Source organism: Fusibacter ferrireducens (assembly GCF_015352425.1).
GTDB lineage: Bacteria > Bacillota > Clostridia > Peptostreptococcales > Acidaminobacteraceae > Fusibacter_A > Fusibacter_A ferrireducens.
Genome location: NZ_JADKNH010000015.1, coordinates 85457 through 109757 on the forward strand (window position 1 = coordinate 85457; position 24301 = coordinate 109757).

Here is a 24301-nt window from a genome sequence, read left to right on the forward strand (position 1 = left end):
ATAATCGGGTTATATGATATAATGAAACTGATAGTACCGAAAGGACTATACGCTTTTTACGAAACTTACCAATAAACAAACTCTGCTCGGAGCGAAATGCCAGGGACGGAAATAGCAAAGGTTATGATAACATAGCTCTTTTTGTCTTTGACAAAAAGGGCTTTTTGTATGTCCAAAATACAAATGGATCAGTACAGGGCATGAAGTGGCTATATGGCGGCATGTCATTAGAGCAAGGAAAGGATGTTTAAATCATGAAATTTGGATTTGTTGGGGCAGGTAAAGTGGGCCAGACTTTTGGAAGATATCTAAGTCAAAATGGATACCCAGTAGTCGGCTATTATAGCAGAACTTATGCTCATGCTGAAAATGCGGCAATTGCAGTACAGGGAAGGGCTTATGATTCACTAGAATCACTTGCTCAGGACTCAGAAATGATCGTGTTGACTGTAACAGACCAAATGATTGAGGGCGTTTCTAGAGCATTGTGTCACCTCAAAACCCAAGGGCAAGTAAGATTTGTCGTTCACATGAGCGGTGCACTATCCGCCAGAATTTTAGAAAGGCGCGAGGGCATCCAATACGCTTCTATTCATCCGATGCAATCCTTTGCAAAAGTTGAAGAGGCACTTGCACAAATGCCGAATACTGTTTTTGGCATTGAAGGCGATGAACAAGCCGTCTCAGTATTTGAAGATATCTTTAGAGCAGTTGGAAATGACATCATTAAACTGACAGAAGCACAAAAGGTCAACTATCATTTGGCCGCTGTGATTGTTTCCAATTATCTGGTGACATTGATGCAATTTGGACTGTCTCAGATGGCGGCAATTGGCATTGAGGAGAGCACAGGCATAAAAGCGTTACTACCACTTATTAGAGGGACTTTGGCGAACGTTGAAACGTTTGGACCTGAAAAAGCATTGACAGGACCAATTGTAAGAGGCGATTATCAAACCGTCAAAGCACACCTACACGCAATGGATCATGAGGCTGAAGCACTCTATAAACATCTTGGCAGAGAGACGCTTAAGTTGGCGCTCGCTCAGGGGATGAACACAGAAAATGTGCTGGCACTCAGACATCTTTTAGAGGAGGAATAATATGTCAAAAGTAACGACGTCCACTTTTTTAAAGAAGAAACTAAAGAAAGAGAAAATCACCATTTTAACTGCGTACGATTATTCTACAGCGAAGCTTTTAGACCAAGGAGGCGTGGATTGCCTACTGGTGGGGGATTCACTGGGCATGACCATGTTGGGTTATGAAGATACGTTATCTGTGACTATGGCAGATATGATTCATCATACGAAAGCAGTTGTCAGAGGGACTAAAAATGCAATGGTTGTTGCAGATATGCCCTTTATGTCATACCATGTGAGTGTTGAAGACGCCATACGAAATGCAGGTAGGCTCATTCAGGAAGCCGGCGCGCATGCAGTTAAATTAGAGGGTGGCTCTCAAATTAAAGATAAAATTGAAGGCATTATCAATGCTCAAATTCCTATTATGGGACACCTTGGATTGACGCCACAATCCGTGAATGCCATTGGCGGTTTTAAAGTTCAAGGCAAATCCGAGGCACAGGCGCAAAAGTTGGTTGATGAGGCCAAGCTCTTGGAGTCGTTGGGTTGCTTTGCCATTGTTCTGGAGTGCATTCCCGCTAAACTTGCAAAGATTATCAGTGAAAGCATTAGTATTCCAACGATTGGAATAGGTGCAGGCGTCGATTGTGATGGGCAAGTATTGGTGATTCAAGATCTTTTAGGAATGTATACGGAGTTGACGCCTAAGTTTGTGAAACAATATGCAGTTTTAAACGGTGTCATTGAGCAAGCTGTAAAATCATATTGTGATGAAGTCAAAGACGGTGTGTTCCCAACCGAGGCTCACACCTTTAAAATAGATGAAAGCATTCTTGAAAAATTATACTAAGATCAGGGTGCTAAGATCGTTAAAAATATGTATAGGAGATCAAAAAATGAAAATTGTTCATACAGTAGAAGACCTGAGAGCGGTTGTTAAAAGTGCCAAGAGCGCACAAAAAAGTGTAGGGCTTGTACCTACCATGGGATTTTTACACGAAGGGCATCTGTCACTTATGGCAGCAGCTAAAAAAAATACGGATTTTGTCGTGGTGAGTCTCTTTGTCAATCCGACACAGTTTGGGCCAAATGAAGATTTGGAAAGCTATCCAAGAGATTTTGAAAAGGATGCGGCACTTTGCGAAAATGCAGGCGTGGATGTGCTCTTTAATCCAAGTGTGGAAGAGATGTATGGATCGGGATACAGCACGTATGTCCATTGTGAAGGGCATATCACTCAAGCGCTTTGTGGTGCTTCGAGACCTGTGCATTTTAAGGGTGTCACAAGTGTGGTATCCAAGCTTTTTAATATGGTTGCACCGAATAAAGCCTTCTTTGGTCAGAAAGATGCGCAACAAGTGGCTGTAATTGAAAAGATGGTGAGAGAACTCAATTTTGATCTCGAAATAGTGCCATGTCCTATTGTCAGGGAGCCCGATGGTTTGGCACTGAGCTCTCGCAACGCCTATCTTTCTGAAGCGGAGAGAAAGGATGCTCTGGTGCTGTTTAAGTCGTTAAAGCTTGCAGAGCAAATGATTGAAGCAGGTGAGCGCGATGCCCAAAAGATTAAAGACGAGATGAAAGCTCTAATTGAAAAAATTGCCTATGCGGAAATAGATTATGTGGCAATCGTAGATGCGGCAACTTTAGAAAGTGTCCAAAGATTACAAGGGGATATGCTGATTGCATTGGCTGTTAAAATAGGCAAACCGAGATTAATAGACAATATTAGACTTTGGGTTTAGGAGGCAAATTCATGTGGATAACTATGTTTAAAAGCAAGATTCATCGCGCTACAGTGACGGAAGCGAATTTAAATTATGTGGGCAGTATTACGATAGATGAAGATTTATTAGAGGCAGCAGGTATTTTGCCTGGTGAAAAAGTCCAAATTGTCAACAACAATAATGGCGCAAGGCTTGAGACTTATACGATTGCAGGCGAAAGAGGCAGTGGCATGTTCTGCTTAAATGGTGCGGCTGCAAGACTTGTACAGCCAGGTGATGTGGTGATTATCATCGCATATGCTCTAATGGAAAGCGATGAGGCTAAGGTGTTTAAACCCAATGTCGTATTCTTAGATGAAAATAATAAAATCGTTGAGATGAGCCATTTTGAAAGACACGGTGAAATTAAGAATTATTAATAAATAACAAGCATTTGAAACCCTAGATCATTTATGCTAAAATGATCTAGGGTTTTGATCTAGAGCGTGTCTATGCATTAAAACCAGAATCAGATCACGATTAAATCACTCAACATGGAGAATGAGATGAATTTTGAACCGTTAAATGATTTTTTAAACAAAGAGCAGATCTTATTGAATGAACAGATGAAAGGGCATACTTCATTTAAAATTGGCGGCTATGTGGATTGCATTGTCTTGCCTAAATCGATTGAAGATATCAGGCAAACAATTGCCTTTTGCAAGGCATCATCCATAGCCTATTATATTATGGGCAACGGATCCAATATTTTAGTGGATGATGATGGCATCAAAGGCTTGATTATAAAAATTGGCGATACTTTTAGTGCTGTTGACGTTCAAAATGAGATTGTAATTGCTGAAGCAGGTGTGTTGCTTTCTAAACTTTCGAAGATCTGTCTTCAAAATAGTTTACAGGGTTTTGAATTTGCATCAGGGATTCCCGGAACCTTAGGGGGTGCCATATTTATGAATGCTGGTGCCTATGGCGGAGAAATGAAAGATGTAATTGAATGGGTAGAAGTGCTTACACCTAATGGTGAAATCTTGAAAATTCAAGATCACGATATGGCATTTGGCTACAGGACGAGTATTGTGAAAGCAAAAGGTTTTGTGGTACTCAGAGCGGCGCTTAAGTTTAAAAAAGGTGATTATGACCAAATTTTAGCCATAACCAACGAACTCACCGAAAAAAGAGTTTCGAAACAACCATTGGATTTGCCAAGTGCAGGGAGTACTTTTAAAAGACCGGAAGGCTATTATGCAGGTAAACTCATTGAAGACTCAGGCCTTAGAGGTCTTAAGTATGGCTGTGCAATGGTTTCAGAAAAACACTGTGGATTTGTGGTGAACACAGGTGATGCCAGTTGCAAAGAGGTGATCACACTGATAGAAATCATCCAAAAAGTCGTACGGGATCGATTCGAAGTTGAACTCGAACGTGAAGTGCGCATATTCGGAAAAGAGTAGAAAACAGAAAAGAATAGAAAACAGAAAAGAATAGAAAATACAGAAGAATGAAAAATAAGCGAAGATCAGAGCTGAAAACAGCCCGTAAATGGGACGTTTTCAGCTTTTTTTGTCCTGTTTTCTTTCTGCATCTAGATTAGAGGAATCCTCTTGATTTATTTGCTCGTAGCAGGGTATCTTTATATAAATATAGGGTTTGAGAAGACAGCAATTATGGCATATAAAATCTATGGAATACAGAGTTTGAGGGAGTGACAAGGAATGAAACGGTTAAAAATCATAAAAATCAATCCCAAAGTCATTATTTTGTCAGTTATTTTAATATTTTTTATTTTCAGTGTAAGTTCTTATGGTCAACTGAATTTAAATGTCGATGGGGGGCATATAGAAGAATCTGTTGTAGAATTTCCAAGGTCTCAAGAGAGTTATGAAGATCAGGATTACACGAGTTATTGGGAAATTGTCAAACATAGAGTGGTAGAAACACCTTTTAACCTTGTGGCGACAATCATCTTTTTTATGGCAATCGCTCATATGATGCTCACCAGTCGCTTGCATAAAAAGGGCAATCAATTGGAACATGATTATGAAGAGCAGATTAAAAAGGGGCTTAAAGAAAAAAATTCTTATTCGATTGCAGCCAGTATCTTACACCTTCTAGGAGAAGTTGAAGTTGTGTTTGGGATCTGGGCGGTAATGCTTGCTGTGAGCATTGCTTTCTTTTACGACTGGAACACTTTTGTTTCTTACTTAGAGGGGTTGAGTTATACGGAACCACTTTTTGTCATCGTGATTATGACCATCGCCTCGAGCCGCCCCATACTGAAATTGTTTGAAATCATCATGTGGCACATTGTAAAATTATTTGGCAGTACGCTTGAAACTTGGTGGCTGACTATTTTAATATTTCCTGCCATATTGGGCGCTTTTATTACAGAACCTGCCGCTATGACAATAGCTGCTTTGATTTTGGCAGATAAATTTTACAGTTTGAATCCTTCAGAACGATTAAAATATGCAACTCTGGGTCTCTTATTTGTCAATATCTCCATCGGGGGATTCCTGTCCAATTTTGCATCTCCGCCTATTTTAATGGTGGCAGACATATGGGATTGGGACATGTCGTTTATGGTAATGACGTTTGGTTGGAAAGCACTTATTGCGATTGGAATTTCAACCAGTGTATACTTTTTCCTCTTCAGAAAGGATTTACAGGATTTAAAAGGCGCTTATGATCACTATAGATATAAACGCTATATTCAGCATCGATTCATCAGTAAAAAAGAACTTGAAGATTCTTTTGAACAATTGGAGAAAATTGTGGATAAGAGGGTTTCTTTCACAAATGAATTGGATGCCTATAGCCTTATATTGAGGGAAAATATAAAGGAATTGGCTGCTCAAAAATTGACGCCAGAAGAATGCAAGCTCTATGATATCGATCATGCAATAGATGAGAAATTTGATGGCATAAAGCTAGAGGAAATGAAGCGTACGATTCCAGGACTCCTAGCACAAGAGGAACAACCCGTTTATGTGGACCCTAAATGGGATCAAAGAGAGGATCGCGTACCCGTTTGGATCATTGCAACACACGTATTTTTCTTGGTTTGGACGGTTGTCAATGCACATAAACCGGTGATGTTCTTAGCTGGATTTTTATTTTTCCTTGGTTTTTACCAAGTGACTGTATATTATCAAAACAGATTGGATCTTAAGCCGGCTTTGTTGGTTGCCTTCTTTTTATCAGGCATAATGATTCACGGAACACTTCAAGGGTGGTGGATTGCACCGCTATTGGTAAGTTTACCAGAGGTGGGCCTAAATTTGACTTCTATAATTTTAACGGCATTTAATGACAATGCCGCAATTACTTATTTGAGCACTCTGGTGACCAATTTCCCTGATGATCTAAAATATGCTGTTGTCTCAGGGGCACTCACTGGCGGTGGGTTAACGGTCATTGCGAATTCGCCTAATCCCATAGGACAATCCATACTCAAGCATTTTTTTAAAGCGGGCATATCTGGCGGATCACTACTCAAATATGCTTTGTTGCCAACCATTATCACTGCTTTGATCTTTGCTATCCTTAAGGGCTAACGGACTTTAATTCGATGAGAGGAGTTTTGAATGATTCTCTATGAAAATTCAATTAATTCAAGTTTTGATGCAGTGGATACCACTGTGACCGAAATCTTAAAACTCATAAGAAATCAGTTGCCAATGGTTAATGCGCATATTCGCTTTAAGATCAATTTCATGTTGCGTGAAATTCTCAATAATGCCGCTGAACATGGGAACCATTTGGATTTAAATAAAAAGATTGATATTAAAGTGAGTTTGATCCATGAGGGATTGAAGTTCGAAGTGAGAGATGAAGGGGATGGGTTTAAGCTGAACCCAGATTTTCACATTAAAAATAATTTGAGAGAACGGCAGAGAGGTTACGAAACTCTTTCCGAAATGGCATTTAAGATTGAAGTTGATCACAATTGTGTTAAAGTGACATTTGATTTGAACATGGAGGTGTTATAATGGAAAAAATAAAAATTGATGGCAGCATTAAACTTACATTAACAGAAGGACTAACGGCAAATAATGTGCCTAAATTCAATGAAGGTTTGAAAGAACTCATTCCACCAGATGAAGCCTTTAAGTCGCTAATTTTAGATTTAGGACAAATAGATAACATCGATTCAGTGGGCGTGACTTTCGTGATCAGCTTATTTAAGCAGATGAAAAATAACGAGAAGGCCTTTAAGGTTTCGGGTGCAAGTGAGGATATTATAAGTTTGTTTAAATTGATGAAGTTAGATCAATTTTTTGAAATGATAGATTAATTGGAGGTGACATCGTGGCTTATCGCATACTTATTGCAGATGATGCAACCATGAACCGGATGTTGGTAAAAAAGGTGCTCTCACAAAACCTTGAAGACCTTGTTTTCGAAGAGGCAGTCAATGGTAAAGAAGTAATTGAAATTGTAGAAAGAACACCTGTAGATTTGATTATATTGGATCTGATCATGCCCGTTATGGATGGTTATGAAACTTTGAGACTTTTAAAAAAGCATCCTATTCATCAAGACATTCCTGTGATTGTAAACAGCGCCATCACAGAAATCAATTCCATTGAGAACACCTTGAAAGAAGGTGCCATAGATTACTTCACAAAACCACTTTCTCCAAATGATATGAATATCATCCTACCCTTAAAGGCAAAAAATGCGCTTAAACTATATGAACAGAGCAGAACCATCATCGAACTCAATCGTTTGATTCAGGAGGAACTTAAAAATGCCAATACTTTTGCCAACATTATGTTGCCTAAATCGGGCAGTTTCAGTGGTGTGGATTTGTTTATAAAATACCACCCTTCTTTGGGGATTGGCGGCGATTTTTTCGATTGCATCGAACAAGACGATCGCATACACTTTATGGTAGCAGATGTGACGGGTCATGGCATTGCAGCAGGGATGGCATCTTCCATGGTTAAAATACTCTATCGCAAGAGCATTTTGAAACCCAATATCATGCCGCATGAAATCATAGAGGAAATGAATCAATCCATTTTTGAGATATTCGATTTTGCTGGAGAAGACAATTATTTTGTCTTTACGGCATTTGTAGGCATAATCGATCAAGGCAAACTCTATTATGCAAATGCAGGTCAGCCCTATCCAATGATATTTCAAAGTCTTACAGAGTCTTTTGGAGAGATTCACCAAAATGGCTTTATTGTGGGGATGATGGAGGATGTTCACTTTGAAACAGAGCAGATAACCCTAAAGAAGGATGATATGATTTTCCTTTATACCGATGGTTTGTTCTGTACGGGAGAGTCTTCTGATTTTACAGAGTGGAAAAAGGTCTTCAAGGTTTCAAATCAGTTCATACCAGTATTAATGACAAATCCAAATGAATTTCTGGATGAAGTCTTTTATACTTTTCACATGATCCATAAGGTCAACCATACAGATTTTAACGATGATGTGGCCATGATGCTTATTAAATTGACTTCATGAGACTTTAGACTCATTTTTAATGAATTTTTAAGTTGACTCTCATGTTCATATAAGGTTCTCCTATCATAATAGAAGTATAAGACTTAACCCTTGGAGTGATCGGAATGAAAAAAGAACGATTTTATGATTCTCAAATTTTCAGATTGATTTTGCTAATATTTTTGAGTATCGCTTTGATCGAGATTATTTTCGTTGCATCGGGTTTTTTGATAAGCAAGTATTTTTTTAATATTATAAGTGTGTTAGATTGTATCTCACTTTTTAATGGTTTTGTGGTTTTTTCTTTTTTTGCTATTGAGAAATTTGGTGGCGTAAAGGCTCAATTAAATCGTTTATTGCTTAGAATGACGCTTGCGTTGTCCGTTATTTCCAGTGCGCTCATTTTCATCTTTGCAAATAGGGGTTGAAGGATACTACCGTACAGATTTATTAAGCCATCAATTGTTGAGACATTTCGACAATTGATTTTTTATATATAGAATAGAGTTTTATGGTATATAATAATATAAAGGACAGTTTTTTAATTTTAATCAATCCATGTTGAGCGAAAGTGAGGTTGTCATGCAAATTCACTCAGATTATCATATGCATTCAAAATATAGCGGAGATTCTAAAAATGAACTGGAGGCCATTGTACAACGAGCGGTAGAATTGGGCCTCAAAGAAATTGCAATTACAGACCATGGGCCAAAGCACGATGGTTATGGGATAAAGAAAACGGATTACTGGCTCATACGTAAGGAAATTGACTTACTCAAGGAGAAATATCCTCAAATTAGTATTTTGCTAGGGATTGAAGCCAACATACTGGGTACAGAGGGAATGATTGACTTGGATGAAGACATGCGTGCACTGTGTGATTGGGTAAATGCAGGTTATCACTTTGGCAGTAACTTACGGCATGATCTAAAGATTCATTTTTTCAATCTTTTAAGTAAATACTCCAAGTATTTTTATGAAAAAGCAAAGGCTTTAAATACCAAAGCCATGGTCAATGCGATGACGAATAATGATATTAACATGATCACGCATCCAGGCGCAAAAGGCCCTATCGATATTCATGAGGTCGCTTCTGTGGCAAGTCAAACACATACAATGCTTGAAATTAATAATTCACATGGACATCTCACCGTGGCGGAAATTGAAATTGCTAAAAATTACGGTGTAAAGTTTGCCATGTGCAGTGATGCTCATAAGATAGAAAAAATCGGATTGGTCCCCAAATCTATCGAAAGAGCTCTGGCGGCTGGATTAACAGTTGAAGACATATATAATGCTTTTAAATAAAAGGAGACTCCAATGAATTTTATTATTATTTCGGGCCAGTCTGGCGCAGGGAAAAGTCAAGCCAAAAAAGTATTTGAAGATTTTGGATATTACTGCATAGACAATTTGCCACCATCTCTTATTCCAAATTTTATTGAGTTACTTGAGCAGAATTCGGAGGGCATTAACAATATCGCCCTTGTGATCGATATCCGTGGCGGCAAGTTCTTTAAAGATTTAGAAGACAATCTAAAACTCTTGACTCAAAAAAATTACGACTATCGTATTTTCTATTTTGAAGCCAATGATGAGGTTTTGATCAAGCGTTTTAAAGAGACGCGTCGAAGCCATCCACTTGATCCTTCAGCGAGGATTGAAACCTGTATTGAGCGAGAGAAGGAAATATTATCCGCACTTAAAGAAGATGCTGACTTTGTGATCAACACAGGGCATATGACGCAATCTCAACTCAAAAAAGAGATTTCGAGATTTCTTGAAATCAAAAATGAGACAGAGCAGATTGCAGTTACAGTGATGTCATTTGGATTTAAAAAAGGTGTTCCATTGGATTCTGACTATGTGTTTGATGTTCGTTTTTTGCCAAATCCGTACTATATTGAAGAATTGCGTCCATTGACGGGAAACGATCTATCTGTGAGAGACTATGTCATGAGCTTCCAAGAAAGCAATGATTATCTTGATCGCTTGAAGGATCTACTGGAGTACGCTGTACCCATGTTTGTGAGAGATGGCAGAAGTCAACTTGTGATTTCTGTGGGCTGTACTGGTGGGCAACATCGTTCAGTGACTTTTGCCAACGCACTCAGTGAATTCTTCAAAAATAAGGGTTATAATGTCGTCACAGTACATCGAGATGCAAAATAGATAATAATCAAAGCGAGGTAATTTATGCTCAATATTGTGGCAATTGGAGGGGGCACAGGCCTATCCATAATCTTACGGGGATTGAAGGAAATTTCCACAGCAATAACGGCAATTGTAACTGTGGCAGATGATGGTGGCGGTTCAGGTGTTTTACGTGAAGACCTTGGCATGTTGCCCCCAGGTGATGTGAGAAACTGTATTCTAGCGCTTGCCAATAAAGAACCTATTTTACAAGATTTATTTCAGTATAGATTTGAAGAAGGTCGGCTTAAGGGTCAGAATTTTGGTAATCTCATGATTGCTGCCATGGTGGGCATTTCAGATAACTTCGAATCCGCAATTCGAAAGATTTCAGATATATTTGCAATTACAGGTGAGGTCTATCCCGTTTCTGAAGATGATCTCGTGTTATATGCAAAATTGGATGACGGGGCAACTGTGATTGGAGAGTCCAACATTCCACTTGAAGTCTTAAAAAGGGGTTCACAAATTGAAAAAATATGGATCGAGCCAAGTGACGCGTCCACAAGTGATGTGATTCTTAAACGCATTGAAGCCGCTGATGTGATCGTTTTGGGCCCTGGAAGTCTATACACGAGTATTATCCCCAATCTGCTGGTACCTGATATTGCAAGGGCCATAAATGAAACCAAAGCATCTGTATTTTATGTTGCCAATATCATGACACAACCGGGTGAAACTGACACACTAACTGCAGGAGAACATTTAGAACTCCTATTCAAACATACGGCGCTTTCACATGTGGATTTTATGATCGCCAATTCAGGCGATATAAGCACGGATTCCATTAGACGCTACGAAAGAGAGGAAGCGACACCTGTAAGGTTTGAAGAGAGTGATAAAGCACTTCTCTCAACACATAATGTCACTTTGATCGAAGGCAATTTTGTGGATATTAAAAAGGGCTATATTCGGCATGATGCGCCTGCAATTGCAAAGGAGATTACAGGTTATGTGGAACGCTCCTACAATTTAAAGAAATCCGAGTTAAACAATTTGAGTAAAACAATCTGAACAGAGCAATCTGAGGGCTTAGGCAGTTATAATGCGCTTGATATACAGTGTGATTTACAACGAATTTTGAATCGATTGTTATGATTTATCAAAATGGGCAGTACTACTTTTGTGGTGATTGGCCCATTTTTCTTTTGGGGGCTTTATGATATACTAGAGGGTGAGAAAACGCGATGGAAGGTGATTGGGTGAAGAAGGTTTTTAGCGCAGGAGGCGTTGTTTTTTTAAAGAATAGTATTTTAATGCTTCAAAAAATAAATGGGGATTGGGTACTCCCAAAGGGTAAAATTGAAGAAAATGAAACCAGAGAAGAAACAGCCATGAGAGAAGTGCGTGAAGAAGCGAGTATCAAGACACAAATCATATGCCCAATAGGGGAAACTTCATATAGATTTAAAAATTATTGGTCTAATAATCATGTTATCGAAAAAAATGTCGTGTGGTATCTTATGAAGGCTTTGAACTCAACACCACATCCTCAAAGAGAAGAAGGATTTATCGATTCAAAATTTATACATGTCAATAACGTTGTGCAACTTGCAAAATATGATGACGAACGCGATATTTTGACAAAGGCACTTGAAATTATACAATCTATGGAAGGTGCGTAATGTCATTTTCATCTAAATCAAAAAACGAACTTGCTAGAATAAGAACAGAGGGTAAATGCTGCAATCGTGCAGAATTATCTGGTATTATTAGGGTAAGTGGTGCACTGGAACTTGGTGGATTTCAAAAAATGAATTTGAGAATAACGACTGAAAATCCGGCAGTGGCACGACTTATTTTTATATTGCTTAAAAAGACATATCAAATTCATACTGAAGTCATTATGAAGGAAAATAAAATTCTCAACAAACATCACTTATATGAAATTTTTATTGAAAAGGCAAATGATATTTTACTGGATCTAGAGATTTTAAACTTATCTGAAGGCAGCATGGTGATCAATGATGATATGCCCAATGCGCTCTTGAAAAAGAGTTGTTGTAAGAAAGCGTATCTCAGAGGCATCTATCTTGGCGGCGGCTCATTGAGTGCACCTGAAAAGAGTTACCATTTAGAGCTGATTACGCATAATGATTTTTATGCCAATCGATTGGTGACCTTTATAAATACACATTTTGACTTGACTGCAAAGGTGACGCCGCGAAAGAAAAATTATATCGTCTATGTCAAAGAGAGCGAGAAGATTGTCGATTTTTTAAATATCATTGGAGCGCACCATACTTTACTGGAATATGAGAATGTCAGAATTATCAAGCAAATGCGGAACAATGTCAACCGTGTGGTGAATTGTGAAACAGCGAATATGAATAAGACGGTTGAAGCCGCCTATGAACAAATGAGTCAAATTCATTATTTAGAGGCCACAGTTGGCATAGAGAGCTTGCCTGAAAAATTACAAGAAGTTGCCTATTTGCGTATGGACAATCCAGAGGCATCGCTCAAGGAACTCTCTGAATTGATGAACCCACCAGTGGGCAAATCTGGTGTGAATCATCGACTGAAAAAAATCATGAAAATTGCAACGGACTTGCAGCTTAAAGGTGGGAAAATATGAAAAAAACAATGATTTTGATGCTTTGTATGTTCTTGGTTTTGATGGTCACTGCTTGCTCACAGGAGAGTCCTCTTGGTAAGAGCAATGATCCAGCAGTTAAAAATTGGGAACTTGTAAAAGAAAGCGGTATGAGTTCAACGGTGACTTTGTGTGTGAACAGTGCAAATGAGGCGGAACTGGAATGGCTTAAAGATGATTTTGCAGATTATTTAAAGTTAACCTACAATATAGAACTTAAAATTATAGAACAATCTCAGGAAAAGACGTTTGAAAATTTAAAGAGCGATCAGAAAAATGAGATTCAAATGGGACAGTATGACCTCATTCTATTTGATGATACAGGCTTTAAAGACGCCATGGATGCAGGCTATTTGTTTGGTCCCTTTGCGAACGAGTTGCCAAACGTAAAACTTTATTTAAACCCATACGATATTGAAGTCAGATATGATGAGGGCATTGAAGTGGCACAATACGAAGTGCCCATTGGCAGAAGTCAACTCTCTTTCATTTTTAATGAAGATTATTTTTATGAAGTGCCAGAGACTTATGAGGGCCTTTTTGAACTGATTAAAACCTTTCAAGGCAAGTTCATCTATCCTGATCCTAGACTTTCTCCAGAGGGAGAAGCTTTCGTCGTCGGTTATTTATCTAGAGCTCTTGACTTTGAAAAGTTAAATGAAAAACTCTATTCTGAAGCGGAGTTGTATGAGCTTATAAAGCCATCACTTGAAACTTTGGCGGCGATTAAACCAGATCTCTACATGGCAGGACAGATTTATCCAAAATCGATTGCTGAGATAGATCAATTATTTTTTAATGAAGATCTTATTTTCTCCATGAGTATGGACTATTATCATGCGACGGACATGCTGAAGGCATATGAATATCCTGAATCGGCAGATGTGTTCGCAATGAATGAAGGGACTACTGGTCCTGTCTCACACATGGCAATCCTTTTTAACTCTAGTAATAAATCTGGTGCAATGGTGGTCATAAATGCCATGTTGTCCCCTGAAATGCAAGCTTCGAAATACGATACGCGAAAGTGGCGACAACTTCCAATTTATGATCCAAGTTATGTGCCATCAGAAGCATTGGCGGAGATCAAAAAAGTAAAACTTAAAACCTCAGCACTTAAACAAGATGAAATACTCATGTATCGCATTCCGGAGCTGAGCCCATATTATAAAAATTTGATGATTAAGTTGTGGGAGACACACGTGCTTTTAGAAACCTCTGAGGAGGCAGCCCAATAAGATCGCTATGATTGCGCAGTATTGCTGTGATGGCAGAGGCTTACAACTTCAAATGAGCACTCAAGAAAGGGGCGCAAACAGTTTTGCAAACTGAATTTTCCTTGAAAAAAACAGATTTTGTGCATTTGCATCTGCATACTGAATATAGCCTACTAGATGGTTTTACCAGAATTGACCGTCTGTTTGAAAAAGTAAAGGCTATGGGTATGTCATCCGTTGCGATCACAGATCATGGCGTCATGTTTGGCGTGGTGGATTTTTATAAAGCAGCCGTGAAACAGGGTATAAAACCCATCATTGGATGCGAAGTTTACACAGCGGCAAGATCTAGGTTTGATCGAGATCCGACGCTGGACAAAAATGCAGGGCACTTAATTTTATTGGCTAAAAATGAGATGGGATATAAAAATCTGATTAAGCTGGTCTCGGCGGGATTTACAGAGGGTTTTTATTATAAGCCAAGAATTGATTATGATCTACTCTCTGAATATTCAGAAGGACTCGTTTGTCTTTCGGCATGCCTTGGTGGTGATGTTCAACGATTGATTCTTGAAGGCAATCCACAAGGGGCTCAGGCAATGGCGGTTAAATTGCAAGCCATCTTTGATGCAGGGGACTTTTATTTAGAGCTTCAAGACCATCAGATGAAGGAACAGAAAATGGTCAATAGGCAACTTGTATTGATCAGTGAAGCCACAGGCATTCCTCTTGTTGCAACCAATGACGTGCACTATCTTGAAAAAGAAGATGAAGCGGTTCATGATATCTTACTCTGTATTCAGACTGGAAAAACCATGAGTGATACAGATCGAATGCGATTTCCAACCAAAGAGTTTTATTTAAAATCACCAGAGGAGATGGCCTCGCTTTTTAAATCAAGACCGGACGCCATTGAGAATACTGTTAAAATCGCTGAAAAATGTCACTTTGATTTCGATTTTACCAAAACACATTTGCCAGAGTTTTCTCTAGAGGCCCAGGACCCGAAAGCATATTTGAGGGCACTGTGTTTTGAAGGTCTCTATAGGAAATATGATGTGGAACCGTCACATCTAGAACGACTTGAGTACGAACTTTCAATTATAGATCAAATGGGTTACAACGATTATTTTTTGATTGTTTGGGATTTTATAAAATATGCAAAAGATCATGAGATCAGAGTTGGCCCCGGGCGTGGCAGTTGTGGCGGCAGCATCGTGGCATATGCACTGGATATAACCGAAGTTGATCCGATTAAATACGACCTGATCTTTGAAAGATTTCTGAATCCTGAACGCGTGACGATGCCCGATATCGATATCGATTTTGAAGACGACAGGCGCGGCGAAGTGATTGATTATGTCATCAGAAAGTATGGTAAAGATCATGTGGCCCAGATTATTACGTTTGGAACCATGGCGGCAAGAGCTGCTGTAAGAGATGTTGGCCGCGTTATGAATCTACCCTATCAAGATGTGGATCGAATTGCCAAGGAGATTCCAATGGAACTTGGCATGACACTGGAAAAAGCTTTAATTGTAAATCCTAAGTTAAAACAAATTTACGATGAAGACCCAGAAGCGCATCAACTACTAGAGGCGGCACTTAAACTTCAAGGGGTTCCAAGACATGCCTCAACACATGCTGCAGGTGTTGTGATTTCAAAGAATACAGTGGATGATTATGTACCGCTTTACATGCAAGATGATAGCATCACAACACAGTATAACATGGTTTTACTTGAAGATTTGGGAATGTTAAAAATGGACTTTTTAGGTCTAAGGACATTGACAGTTATCAAAAATGCATTACAATTAATTGAGGAGACTGAAAATTTAAAATTAGATTTAGATCAAATTCCATATGATGATCCGCTCACTTATGAGTTGATCAGTAAAGGTGATACCCTGGGGGTTTTTCAGCTGGAATCTGCTGGCTGTAGAAAGTTTATGCGTGAATTAAAACCATCAGGGTTTGAAGATATCATTGCTGGGATATCTTTATATCGACCGGGACCGATGGACTCCATCCCCCTCTATATAAAGAACAAAAACAATCCCAACGAAATTACATTTAAGCATCCAAAACTTGCGTCAATCCTTGGTGTCACTTATGGTTGCCTTGTTTATCAAGAACAGGTTATGCAGATTGTAAGAGAACTGGGAGGCTATAGTTTTGGGCGAAGTGATATTGTAAGACGTGCCATGAGTAAGAAAAAAATGGATGTGATGCAAAGAGAACGCGCCTATTTCAAACACGGTAAAAAATCAGATTCCGGAGAAATTGAACTGGTGGGCTGTATTGAAAATGGCGTATCGGAGGCAGTAGCCGATGAAATCTTTGACGATATGATTGATTTTGCCAAATATGCCTTTAATAAATCTCACGCGGCAGGGTATGCCATTGTGGCCTATCAAACTGCTTATCTCAAAGCTCATTATCCAGTTGCCTATATGGCAGCGCTTATGACCAGTGTCATGGGCAGTCAATCTAAAATTGCACTTTATATGCAGGATTGTAAAGAGCTTGGCATCAAACTTCTGCCACCTTGTGTGAATAAAAGCTTTGTGGGCTTTTCTGTGGAAGGCAAAAACATCAGATATGGCTTGAATGCTGTTAAAAATGTAGGCAGAGGCATCATAGAAGCCATTATTCGAAGTAGAGAAAAGAAGCCCTTTAAAGACTTTTTAGATTTCTGCGAATCAATTGAACCTTCCGAGCTCAATAAAAAAGCCGTGGAGAGTTTGATCAAAGCAGGTGCATTTGATGCATTTGGTGCTTATAGGTCTCAATTACTGGGTATTTTTGAAAAGACAGTGGATGGTGTACATTCGCTTAAGCGTAGAGGTGCTGAAGGACAGCTGTCTATTTTCAGCTTGGATGCAATGGCCAACTCATCGGAGCATTTGGGCAACAAGCTTCCGATTATCCCAGAATTAAGATTTGAGACACTTTTGCAATTTGAAAAGGAAATGTTGGGTATATACTTAACTGGACATCCTCTTGATCCCTATAAAGATCAGCTGAAAGCAATCTCGAGTTTTAATTTATCGGAACTCAAGTCTTCTTTTGAAGAGGACGAGACACCGCTGGTTAAAGATGGCGATATGGTAGTCATCAGCGGTATGATCGTTGCAAAACTCGAAAAGATAACCAGAAACAATCAAAATATGGCGTTCATCACTGTGGAAGATTTATTCGACCAAATTGAGGTCATTGTATTTCCTAAGACTTATTCTGCCAGTGAAACGCTTCTTCATAAAGATTCGATCATTTCCGTAAGGGGGCGTATCAATGTAAAAGAGGATGAACCTCCAAAATTGATAGCAGATCGAATTACCGCTGTGAAAGCAGTCACAGCAAAAGCAGTGAATCCAGCATCTCCTCTAAAAAAAGATGGTGGCAGTGTGGAGGATTCATCTGTTCTGTTCATACGTTTTGAAGTTTTGGATGAATCATTAATGAATGAGGTTTCCAAAGTTTTGAAACGCTACTCGAGACAGCGGTCAGAGGGTAAACCTTCTGACGTTATCTACTATATATCAACGATTAAAAAGAAACTTAAGGTTAATGGTCAAGTTGTGGTGACTAAGGATCTTGTGGATCACGTTGAACAAATTGTGGGAAAGAACAATGTTGTACATCAATAAGAGTTCAAATCAGTAATTGTTCAAAAAGGAGTGAAAAACATGAAAAAAATAGGCGTATTAACAAGTGGTGGTGATTCACCAGGTATGAATGCTGCCATTAGGGCAGTGGTCAGAACTGCAATTTATAATGGTCTTGAGGTCGCAGGTATTTACAGAGGCTATCAGGGATTGTTAGAAGGCGATATAGAACCTTTGACAGTATCTTCAGTGGGTGATATCATCCACCGCGGTGGTACGATGTTGCGTACCGCAAGATGCTTAGAATTCAAAGAGGAAGAGGGCTTTCAAAGAGGTCTGGCAATGCTCAAAATGTTTAAAATTGATGGTTTGGTAGTGATTGGTGGAGATGGTTCGTTCAATGGCGCAAAGCGATTGGCAGACGCAGGCTTCCCAACAATTGGCATACCGGGCACCATAGACAACGACTTGGCTTATACAGAATTTACTTTGGGATTTGACACGGCACTTACCACAGTGGTGAATGCCATTGGCAATATCAGAGACACTTCCTCTTCTCATGGGAGAGTAAACATCATTGAAGTTATGGGAAGACACTGCGGTGACATTGCTCTTTATGGCGGCCTAGCAGGAGGCGCTGAAGCGGTAATCATCCCAGAGATTGATACAGACATGGATGATCTGTGTCAAACGATATTAAGAGGCAAAAAAAGAGGCAAGCTTCACAGTATTATTTTACTGGCTGAAGGGGTTGGCAAACCTTATGAAGTTGCCGAGCAAATCAAATCCAAAACGGGCTCAGATGTCAAAGTGAGCGTAATTGGTTACCTGCAAAGAGGTGGCACGCCAACACCAAGTGATCGAATCCTAGGGTCGAGACTAGGTGCATATGCAGTAGATCAACTCATAGCAGGCAAAGCCGGTAGAGCAATCGGCATAAAAGGCAATCAACTTGTCGATATAGATATTTCAGAAGCGCTTTCAATGAAAAAAGATTACGATAAAGAGATCTATGAACTGGCTAGAATATTAGCGATATAACCCTTTAGTAATATGCGCGCCCCGCGCACATATTACAATTCAGTGATGGCGTACCATCACTGAATGCAAGTCTCTGACTTGCAAAGGGTTACGAGGGTAGCAAAGCGGACCGAGTAAATGTCTTGAACTTATGCAAGTCTTCGACTTGCAAAGGGTTACGAGGGTAGCAAAGCGGATCGAGTAAATGTCATGAACTTATGCAAGTCTTCGACTTGCAAAGGGTTACGAGGGTAGCAAAGCGTACCGAGTAAATGTCTTGAACTTATGCAAGTCTCCGACTTGCAAAGGGTTACGAGGGTAGCAAAGCGTACCGAGTAAATGTCATGAACTTATGCAAGTCTTCAACTTGCAAAGGGTTACGAGGGTAGAAAAGCGGACCGAGTAATATTTTGATTTACAAGATCTTGCGAGGCAGCGCAGCGTACCGAGTAATATTTTAAAGACGAGATTTGATGAAATTGCAAAACAATTTCTTCATATAGAAATTATGTTTAATAGGGTAGAAATCATATGTGTGTGAATTTATAAGTTATTTTTAGGAGGATATTATGTTGAGAAAGACCAAAATCGTTTGTACGATTGGACCATCAAGCGAGAAAAAAGAAATTTTTAAAGAACTTGTTAAAACAGGACTAAATGTTGCGAGACTTAATTTTTCTCATGGTAACCATGAGGAGCATTTGGCGAGAATTAACATGATCAAAGAAGTGAGAGAAGAACTTCAATTACCTGTGGCAATTCTTTTGGACACAAAAGGTCCAGAAATTAGAACGGGTAAATTTAAAGAAGCTGTTTATACGCTTGTTGAAGGCCAAGAATTTATATTGACCACTGAAGAGTATCTTGGAGATCAGAATAAATGTCAAATTTCTTATGAGGGTTTACCTCAAGATGTTGTGCCAGGAGATAAAATTCTCATTGACGACGGCTTAATTGAACTTGAAGTTATGTCTATTAACGGCAATGAAATTACAACGAAAGTTTTAAACGGTGGCGATGTCAAGAACAATAAAGGGATCAATGTGCCAGGAGTTAAGATCAATTTACCAGCGATCACTCAAAAAGACATTGATGACATCAAATTTGGTATCGAAAATGATATAGACTTCATTGCGGCTTCATTTATCAGAAAAGCAAGCGATGTGCTTGAAATTAGAAAAGTGCTTGAAGAAAACAACGCACATATTGTTCATATTATATCTAAGATTGAAAATCAAGAAGGTGTTGATAATCTAGAGGAAATTCTAGAAGTATCGGATGGCTTAATGGTGGCAAGGGGTGACCTTGGTGTCGAAATACCGACAGAACTTGTGCCGTTAGTACAAAAACAAATGATTGAAATGTGTAATAAAGAAGGCAAACCTGTTATCACTGCAACTCAAATGCTAGATTCTATGATTAGAAATCCGAGACCGACGAGAGCTGAGACTACTGACGTTGCAAATGCTATTTTTGATGGTACAGATGCGGTTATGTTATCCGGTGAAACAGCAGCGGGTAAATATCCAATTGAATCCGTTCGCACAATGTCTAAAATTGCAGCAGCAGCAGAAGGGTCCCTCGATTATAGAGAAATGCTTGAAAAGCGAATTACGATGTCCAATGAAATGGGTGTAACTTACGCAGTAAGTCATGCAACAGCGACAACTGCATTAGATCTTGATGCATCTGCAATCATCACAGCGACATCTTCAGGGTTCACAGCTAAAATGATTTCAAGATTAAAACCAAAGGCACCAATTATCGCATGTACAGTAACTGAATCCGCTTGTAGACAGCTCGCTGTGGTTTGGGGCGTCATTCCATTGATGATTGGTGAAGCTTCTAATACAGATAAAATCTTTGAAATATCCGTACAGAAATCAAAAGAACATGGCTATATAACAGATGGCGATTTAGTGGTTATCACTGCTGGCGTCCCTGTTGGCATCTCTGGTGCAACAAACCTCATGAAAGTCCATTTGGTAGGCGAAGTTCTCATCAAGGGGACTGGTCTTGTTAAGGACTTCATCCGAGGTAGAGCATGTATTGGGAGTACCGTTGAAGAACTTAAAGACAAGTTTAGAGAAGGGGATATTATTATCTCAACTTCTACAGATAAAGATATCGTTCCGTTCATGGAAAAAGCAGCTGGTTTAATCGTTGAAGAAGGTGGCTATACTTCCCATGGCGCTATTGTAGCACTTAGCCTTAAAAAACCATGTGTTGTTGGCGCTAACAATGCGACTGAACTTCTCAGAGATGGCATGGATATTACGCTTGATTCCGCTAAAGGTATTGTTTACGCTGGTAAAGCAAGAGTATTATAAGCACTCTAGCGGATGTTAAAAAAGGTTTTACAACATTAAACCCCCTGATTCTAAACTGTCAGGGGGTTTTTAATAGTGTATCTGGCATAAACATAGTCTGATGGGTGTAGATCACCAAGAGTCGCGATAGTATCTTTAAAAGGGTTTTTATCAAAGCACTTCTCTGAGAAACCTTTCATAATTCCGATGCGTAATTTTAAGAATAACATTTTCAGAAAGTCCCATAGCATAGAGGTAAGCAGTGAGATTTTTAACTTCGGAAATATTGTTTAGCCCATTAATTCCAGGTTGAGCTAAAGGCGTATCACTGAAACTTCCAAGCGTATCTGCTTCAAGATAATCGCAAAAATCAAATCCAAGAGCAATGTGATCGGGTCCAATTGTCTTAAGAAGATGATTGATCTGAATCCCCATGCCTTCCAGCGTTTGAAGACTTTTGCTCGCACTTACAAAGTCACCATAACAATTCAGACCAACCAATCCTCCAGATGCAGAAACTGCTTTTAATTGATCATCGGTAAGATTTCTCTTATGATCACAAACACTTCTTGCGTTTGAGTGTGAAGCGATGAAAGGCTTATGCGTATGGTTTGCCACATCCCAGAAGGATTTTTCATTTAGATGTGAAACATCCACAATCATGCCCAACTGCTCCATACGTTCTACAGCTTCGATTCCACTAGGGGTTAGACCTCTTGTGGGATCACCCAATACACTTGTTGCAAATTCATTGACATCATTCCAAGTGAGAGAAGCGTGGCGTACACCCTGATCATAATAGCCATCTAGAAGTGAAATATCGTTTTTAAGATGGCTTAACCCTTCCATACCTAATAAAACTTGAAAGTGATTAGTATCCTTCATATCTAAGTCAGAAAACTTTGTTATTAGACGTATTAATCCTTGAGCGTCTTCAATTTCATTCAAAGCCACATTAAGGAGATGATCAATTCTCTCTTTAGGATGAATATCATTTGGGGGATCTGCCCAAAGTACAAAAATGCCGCCGTATACGGAACTTGCTCTATACTGGTCATAATAAAATGATTTAAAAACGTTTTTTTGTCCCTGCTGTCTTTGTTTTGATAGTGCAATCAATAAATCAGAATGTCCGTCGAAAATCATAAGTTGCTCCTTTATCCGAATTTAAAGTCTACATTAATAGATTCCCCATTAAAATACCAAAGTAGTTTCCAATGATATATCCCAGTGTTCCAACCAACATAACGGGCGCAATCAGTGAAGTCCAGCCTTTTGAAATGGCCATTGCAGCAGCTGTGGTAGGACCGCCAATATTTGCATTTGAAGCCATTATAATCTCTTCAAGATCAAACTTCAAAAGTTTTCCAAAACCGAATGTGACAATCATATTCGTAACAACCATTACAGTTGTATAGACTAATAATAACGGTGATTTTTGAATGATTAGTATGATAGATGCTGGAACGCCGATGACCACGAAGAAAAGATAGATCAGAAAAGTACCGATTTCTTGTGATCCCTTGATGTTTTCAAAGTAATCCGAGAAGAAAGTCGCACCTATCATTGTCAAAGTTGTGATGATTAAATATTTGTTGGAGAAAAGCATGTTTAGAGTATTTGAAACACTATTATCTGTTGGAATAAGAGTGCCGATATACTTTGAGAGCTCAGTTGAGATCGCAACGATTGCAAATGCAGTTGCAACGGAAAATGCGATGTCTTTTAGAGAAATCTCTTTGCGTCCCCAATATGAAGAAGCGATGGTTTCATCAGCCTTGATCTCAATTTGTTCAACCTGATCTATGTGAGGATGCTTAAATTTTTTTCTGAAAAAGGCCATTGCAGGAATTGTAATGAGAACGAAAAAGTAGAGTGCCATCAGTAGGTTATCAGCAACAACAGCGGCAGATACAAGTTCCCCAGGTACTTCAAAAGAACTGGCCATAGCAGCAAAATTCACACCACCACCTATATAAGATCCGGACATCATAGCAGCTATTTTACTGAGATCAGGAATGTAGTTGTGAAGCGCTAGATAACCTATGGTAGCCCCAAGCATAGTCCCCATTGAACTTATGAGAAAGATGATGAGCAGTCTGCCGCTTTCCTTCCATATTTTTTTTATATTTGTTTTAAACAATAATAATGGAATTGCCAGTGGCACAACGTAACCCCAAATTTGATCATAAACAGCTGAATCCGTAGGAATAATTCTTAAATTGGAAAGTAGCATTGCACCTACCAAAGCGATAATAGCCCCAGAAATTTTGGCAGCCCACTGATATTTTTGCTCTAGAAAAATGCTGAAAGCCGCCCAACCAGTGATGATTGCCCATAAAACCCATGTGTTATCTGCACTAATAAAACTTGTTTGCATTATGATGTTCCCCCTTATATAATATTAGTATATTGAAATTTAAATCAGTATATCGTAATTATTAACAAAAATCAATATATTTAATATTTTTTTATTATATTGAATTTTGTGTTAGATATTCAAGGAGTGAAATAGATGCATATTGATGTGGGCAAAAAAATAAAGGAATTACGTAAAAGTATGGCTTTAACAATTGCCAATCTTGCTGAAAAATCAGAGATTAGTGCAAGTATGATTAGCCAGATTGAGAATGGTAAAGTTGTGCCAACTGTTATTGTCATGTGGAAAATTGCAAATGCACTTAATGTCAGTGTTGGTTATTTTTTTGATGAAGGAGAAGGGACACTGCGAAATCCAGTGGTGAAAAAGGATGAGCGCAAAAAAATGATCATAGGGAAATCTTCAAGAACTTATGAGATGTTAACGCCAGATCAACAGGGGAAAATTGAATTTTTGATGATTACGATTAGAGCAGATGAAGAAAAAGCAAGGGATTTTGTGACGCACGAAGGCGAGGAATGTGGTTACGTCTTAAAGGGTAAAATGAAGATCACTGTTGGAGATCAGACCTTTTTAATGGGCGAAGGAGATAGCATCACTTTTCAAAGTACAATACCTCACAAATATGATAATGTTGGCGAGGAAGATTGCGTTTCAATTTGGGCGATGACACCGCCTTCATTTTAGCAATATTTATAGCTCAATGTGGTAT

Annotated in this window: 22 protein-coding genes; 20 read left to right on the plus strand and 2 right to left on the minus strand. The window is 38.9% G+C overall.

The features are described from left to right. Window positions 1-254: 254 nt before the first annotated feature. The 19 genes from ISU02_RS20050 to pyk all read left to right on the plus strand — a co-directional run bounded on the left by ISU02_RS20050 (window position 255) and on the right by pyk (window position 21230). Window positions 255-1103: a Rossmann-like and DUF2520 domain-containing protein gene (locus tag ISU02_RS20050; RefSeq protein ID WP_194703626.1), complete on the plus strand. Its 849-nt coding sequence runs from the start codon at window positions 255-257 to the stop codon at window positions 1101-1103. A gap of 1 nt (window position 1104) precedes the next feature. Then, on the plus strand, window positions 1105-1935 hold the full coding sequence (gene panB, locus ISU02_RS20055; protein ID WP_194703627.1) for a 3-methyl-2-oxobutanoate hydroxymethyltransferase: 831 nt from the start codon (window positions 1105-1107) through the stop codon (window positions 1933-1935). Window positions 1936-1981: 46 nt separating this feature from the next. Then, window positions 1982-2830, plus strand: a complete 849-nt coding sequence (panC, locus tag ISU02_RS20060; protein ID WP_194703628.1) for a pantoate--beta-alanine ligase — start codon at window positions 1982-1984, stop codon at window positions 2828-2830. A gap of 11 nt (window positions 2831-2841) precedes the next feature. Then, window positions 2842-3231 (plus strand): aspartate 1-decarboxylase, encoded by a 390-nt coding sequence (gene panD / locus ISU02_RS20065; protein ID WP_194703629.1) that lies wholly within the window; start codon window positions 2842-2844, stop codon window positions 3229-3231. 126 nt (window positions 3232-3357) lie between these two features. Next, window positions 3358-4260 carry a UDP-N-acetylmuramate dehydrogenase gene (gene murB, locus ISU02_RS20070; RefSeq protein WP_228727901.1) on the plus strand — a complete coding sequence of 301 codons (903 nt, stop codon included), beginning with the start codon at window positions 3358-3360 and terminating at the stop codon, window positions 4258-4260. 261 nt (window positions 4261-4521) lie between these two features. After that, entirely contained in the window at window positions 4522-6363 is a 1842-nt protein-coding gene (locus tag ISU02_RS20075) for a putative Na+/H+ antiporter (RefSeq protein WP_194703631.1), read from the plus strand. Window positions 6364-6393: 30 nt separating this feature from the next. Further along, window positions 6394-6798 (plus strand): ATP-binding protein, encoded by a 405-nt coding sequence (locus ISU02_RS20080; protein WP_194703632.1) that lies wholly within the window; start codon window positions 6394-6396, stop codon window positions 6796-6798. Next, window positions 6798-7103 (plus strand): STAS domain-containing protein, encoded by a 306-nt coding sequence (locus ISU02_RS20085; protein ID WP_194703633.1) that lies wholly within the window; start codon window positions 6798-6800, stop codon window positions 7101-7103. Before ISU02_RS20080 ends, ISU02_RS20085 begins: the two co-directional genes overlap by 1 nt. 14 nt (window positions 7104-7117) lie before the next feature. After that, window positions 7118-8287, plus strand: a complete 1170-nt coding sequence (locus ISU02_RS24405; RefSeq protein ID WP_194703634.1) for a PP2C family protein-serine/threonine phosphatase — start codon at window positions 7118-7120, stop codon at window positions 8285-8287. A gap of 104 nt (window positions 8288-8391) precedes the next feature. After that, window positions 8392-8694, plus strand: a complete 303-nt coding sequence (locus ISU02_RS20095; protein WP_194703635.1) for a hypothetical protein — start codon at window positions 8392-8394, stop codon at window positions 8692-8694. Between the two features lie 154 nt (window positions 8695-8848). Then, on the plus strand, window positions 8849-9574 hold the full coding sequence (locus tag ISU02_RS20100) for a PHP domain-containing protein (RefSeq protein WP_207736444.1): 726 nt from the start codon (window positions 8849-8851) through the stop codon (window positions 9572-9574). A 12-nt stretch (window positions 9575-9586) separates the two neighbouring features. Next, a complete protein-coding gene (gene rapZ / locus ISU02_RS20105) occupies window positions 9587-10438 on the plus strand; it encodes an RNase adapter RapZ (RefSeq protein WP_194703637.1) in 852 nt (283 codons plus the stop codon). 24 nt (window positions 10439-10462) lie between these two features. Then, complete coding sequence (locus ISU02_RS20110; protein WP_194703638.1) at window positions 10463-11473, plus strand: gluconeogenesis factor YvcK family protein; 1011 nt, start codon at window positions 10463-10465, stop codon at window positions 11471-11473. 173 nt (window positions 11474-11646) lie between these two features. Further along, window positions 11647-12084, plus strand: a complete 438-nt coding sequence (locus tag ISU02_RS20115) for an NUDIX hydrolase (protein ID WP_207736446.1) — start codon at window positions 11647-11649, stop codon at window positions 12082-12084. Beyond that, a complete protein-coding gene (gene whiA / locus ISU02_RS20120; RefSeq protein ID WP_194703639.1) occupies window positions 12084-13037 on the plus strand; it encodes a DNA-binding protein WhiA in 954 nt (317 codons plus the stop codon). Before ISU02_RS20115 ends, whiA begins: the two co-directional genes overlap by 1 nt. After that, the gene (locus ISU02_RS20125) at window positions 13034-14293 is read left to right on the plus strand and encodes an ABC transporter substrate-binding protein (RefSeq protein ID WP_194703640.1); all 1260 of its coding nucleotides are present in this window, start codon (window positions 13034-13036) and stop codon (window positions 14291-14293) included. The genes whiA and ISU02_RS20125 overlap by 4 nt, the downstream gene beginning before the upstream one ends. 83 nt (window positions 14294-14376) lie before the next feature. Further along, complete coding sequence (locus tag ISU02_RS20130) at window positions 14377-17922, plus strand: DNA polymerase III subunit alpha (protein WP_228727902.1); 3546 nt, start codon at window positions 14377-14379, stop codon at window positions 17920-17922. 39 nt (window positions 17923-17961) lie between these two features. After that, window positions 17962-18921 carry a 6-phosphofructokinase gene (gene pfkA / locus ISU02_RS20135; protein ID WP_194703642.1) on the plus strand — a complete coding sequence of 320 codons (960 nt, stop codon included), beginning with the start codon at window positions 17962-17964 and terminating at the stop codon, window positions 18919-18921. Window positions 18922-19472: 551 nt separating this feature from the next. Beyond that, window positions 19473-21230 carry a pyruvate kinase gene (gene pyk, locus ISU02_RS20140; RefSeq protein ID WP_194703665.1) on the plus strand — a complete coding sequence of 586 codons (1758 nt, stop codon included), beginning with the start codon at window positions 19473-19475 and terminating at the stop codon, window positions 21228-21230. A 150-nt stretch (window positions 21231-21380) separates the two neighbouring features. Here pyk and ISU02_RS20145 read toward each other — a convergent pair whose 3' ends face one another. Both ISU02_RS20145 and ISU02_RS20150 read right to left on the minus strand, forming a co-directional pair. Next, window positions 21381-22355 carry a dipeptidase gene (locus ISU02_RS20145; protein ID WP_194703643.1) on the minus strand — a complete coding sequence of 325 codons (975 nt, stop codon included), beginning with the start codon at window positions 22353-22355 and terminating at the stop codon, window positions 21381-21383. Window positions 22356-22383: 28 nt separating this feature from the next. After that, window positions 22384-23589: a DUF819 family protein gene (locus ISU02_RS20150; protein ID WP_194703644.1), complete on the minus strand. Its 1206-nt coding sequence runs from the start codon at window positions 23587-23589 to the stop codon at window positions 22384-22386. Between the two features lie 135 nt (window positions 23590-23724). Between ISU02_RS20150 and ISU02_RS20155 the strand changes: the two genes are divergently transcribed. Then, the gene (locus tag ISU02_RS20155) at window positions 23725-24276 is read left to right on the plus strand and encodes a cupin domain-containing protein (RefSeq protein WP_194703645.1); all 552 of its coding nucleotides are present in this window, start codon (window positions 23725-23727) and stop codon (window positions 24274-24276) included. The last annotated feature ends 25 nt before the right edge of the window (window positions 24277-24301 follow it).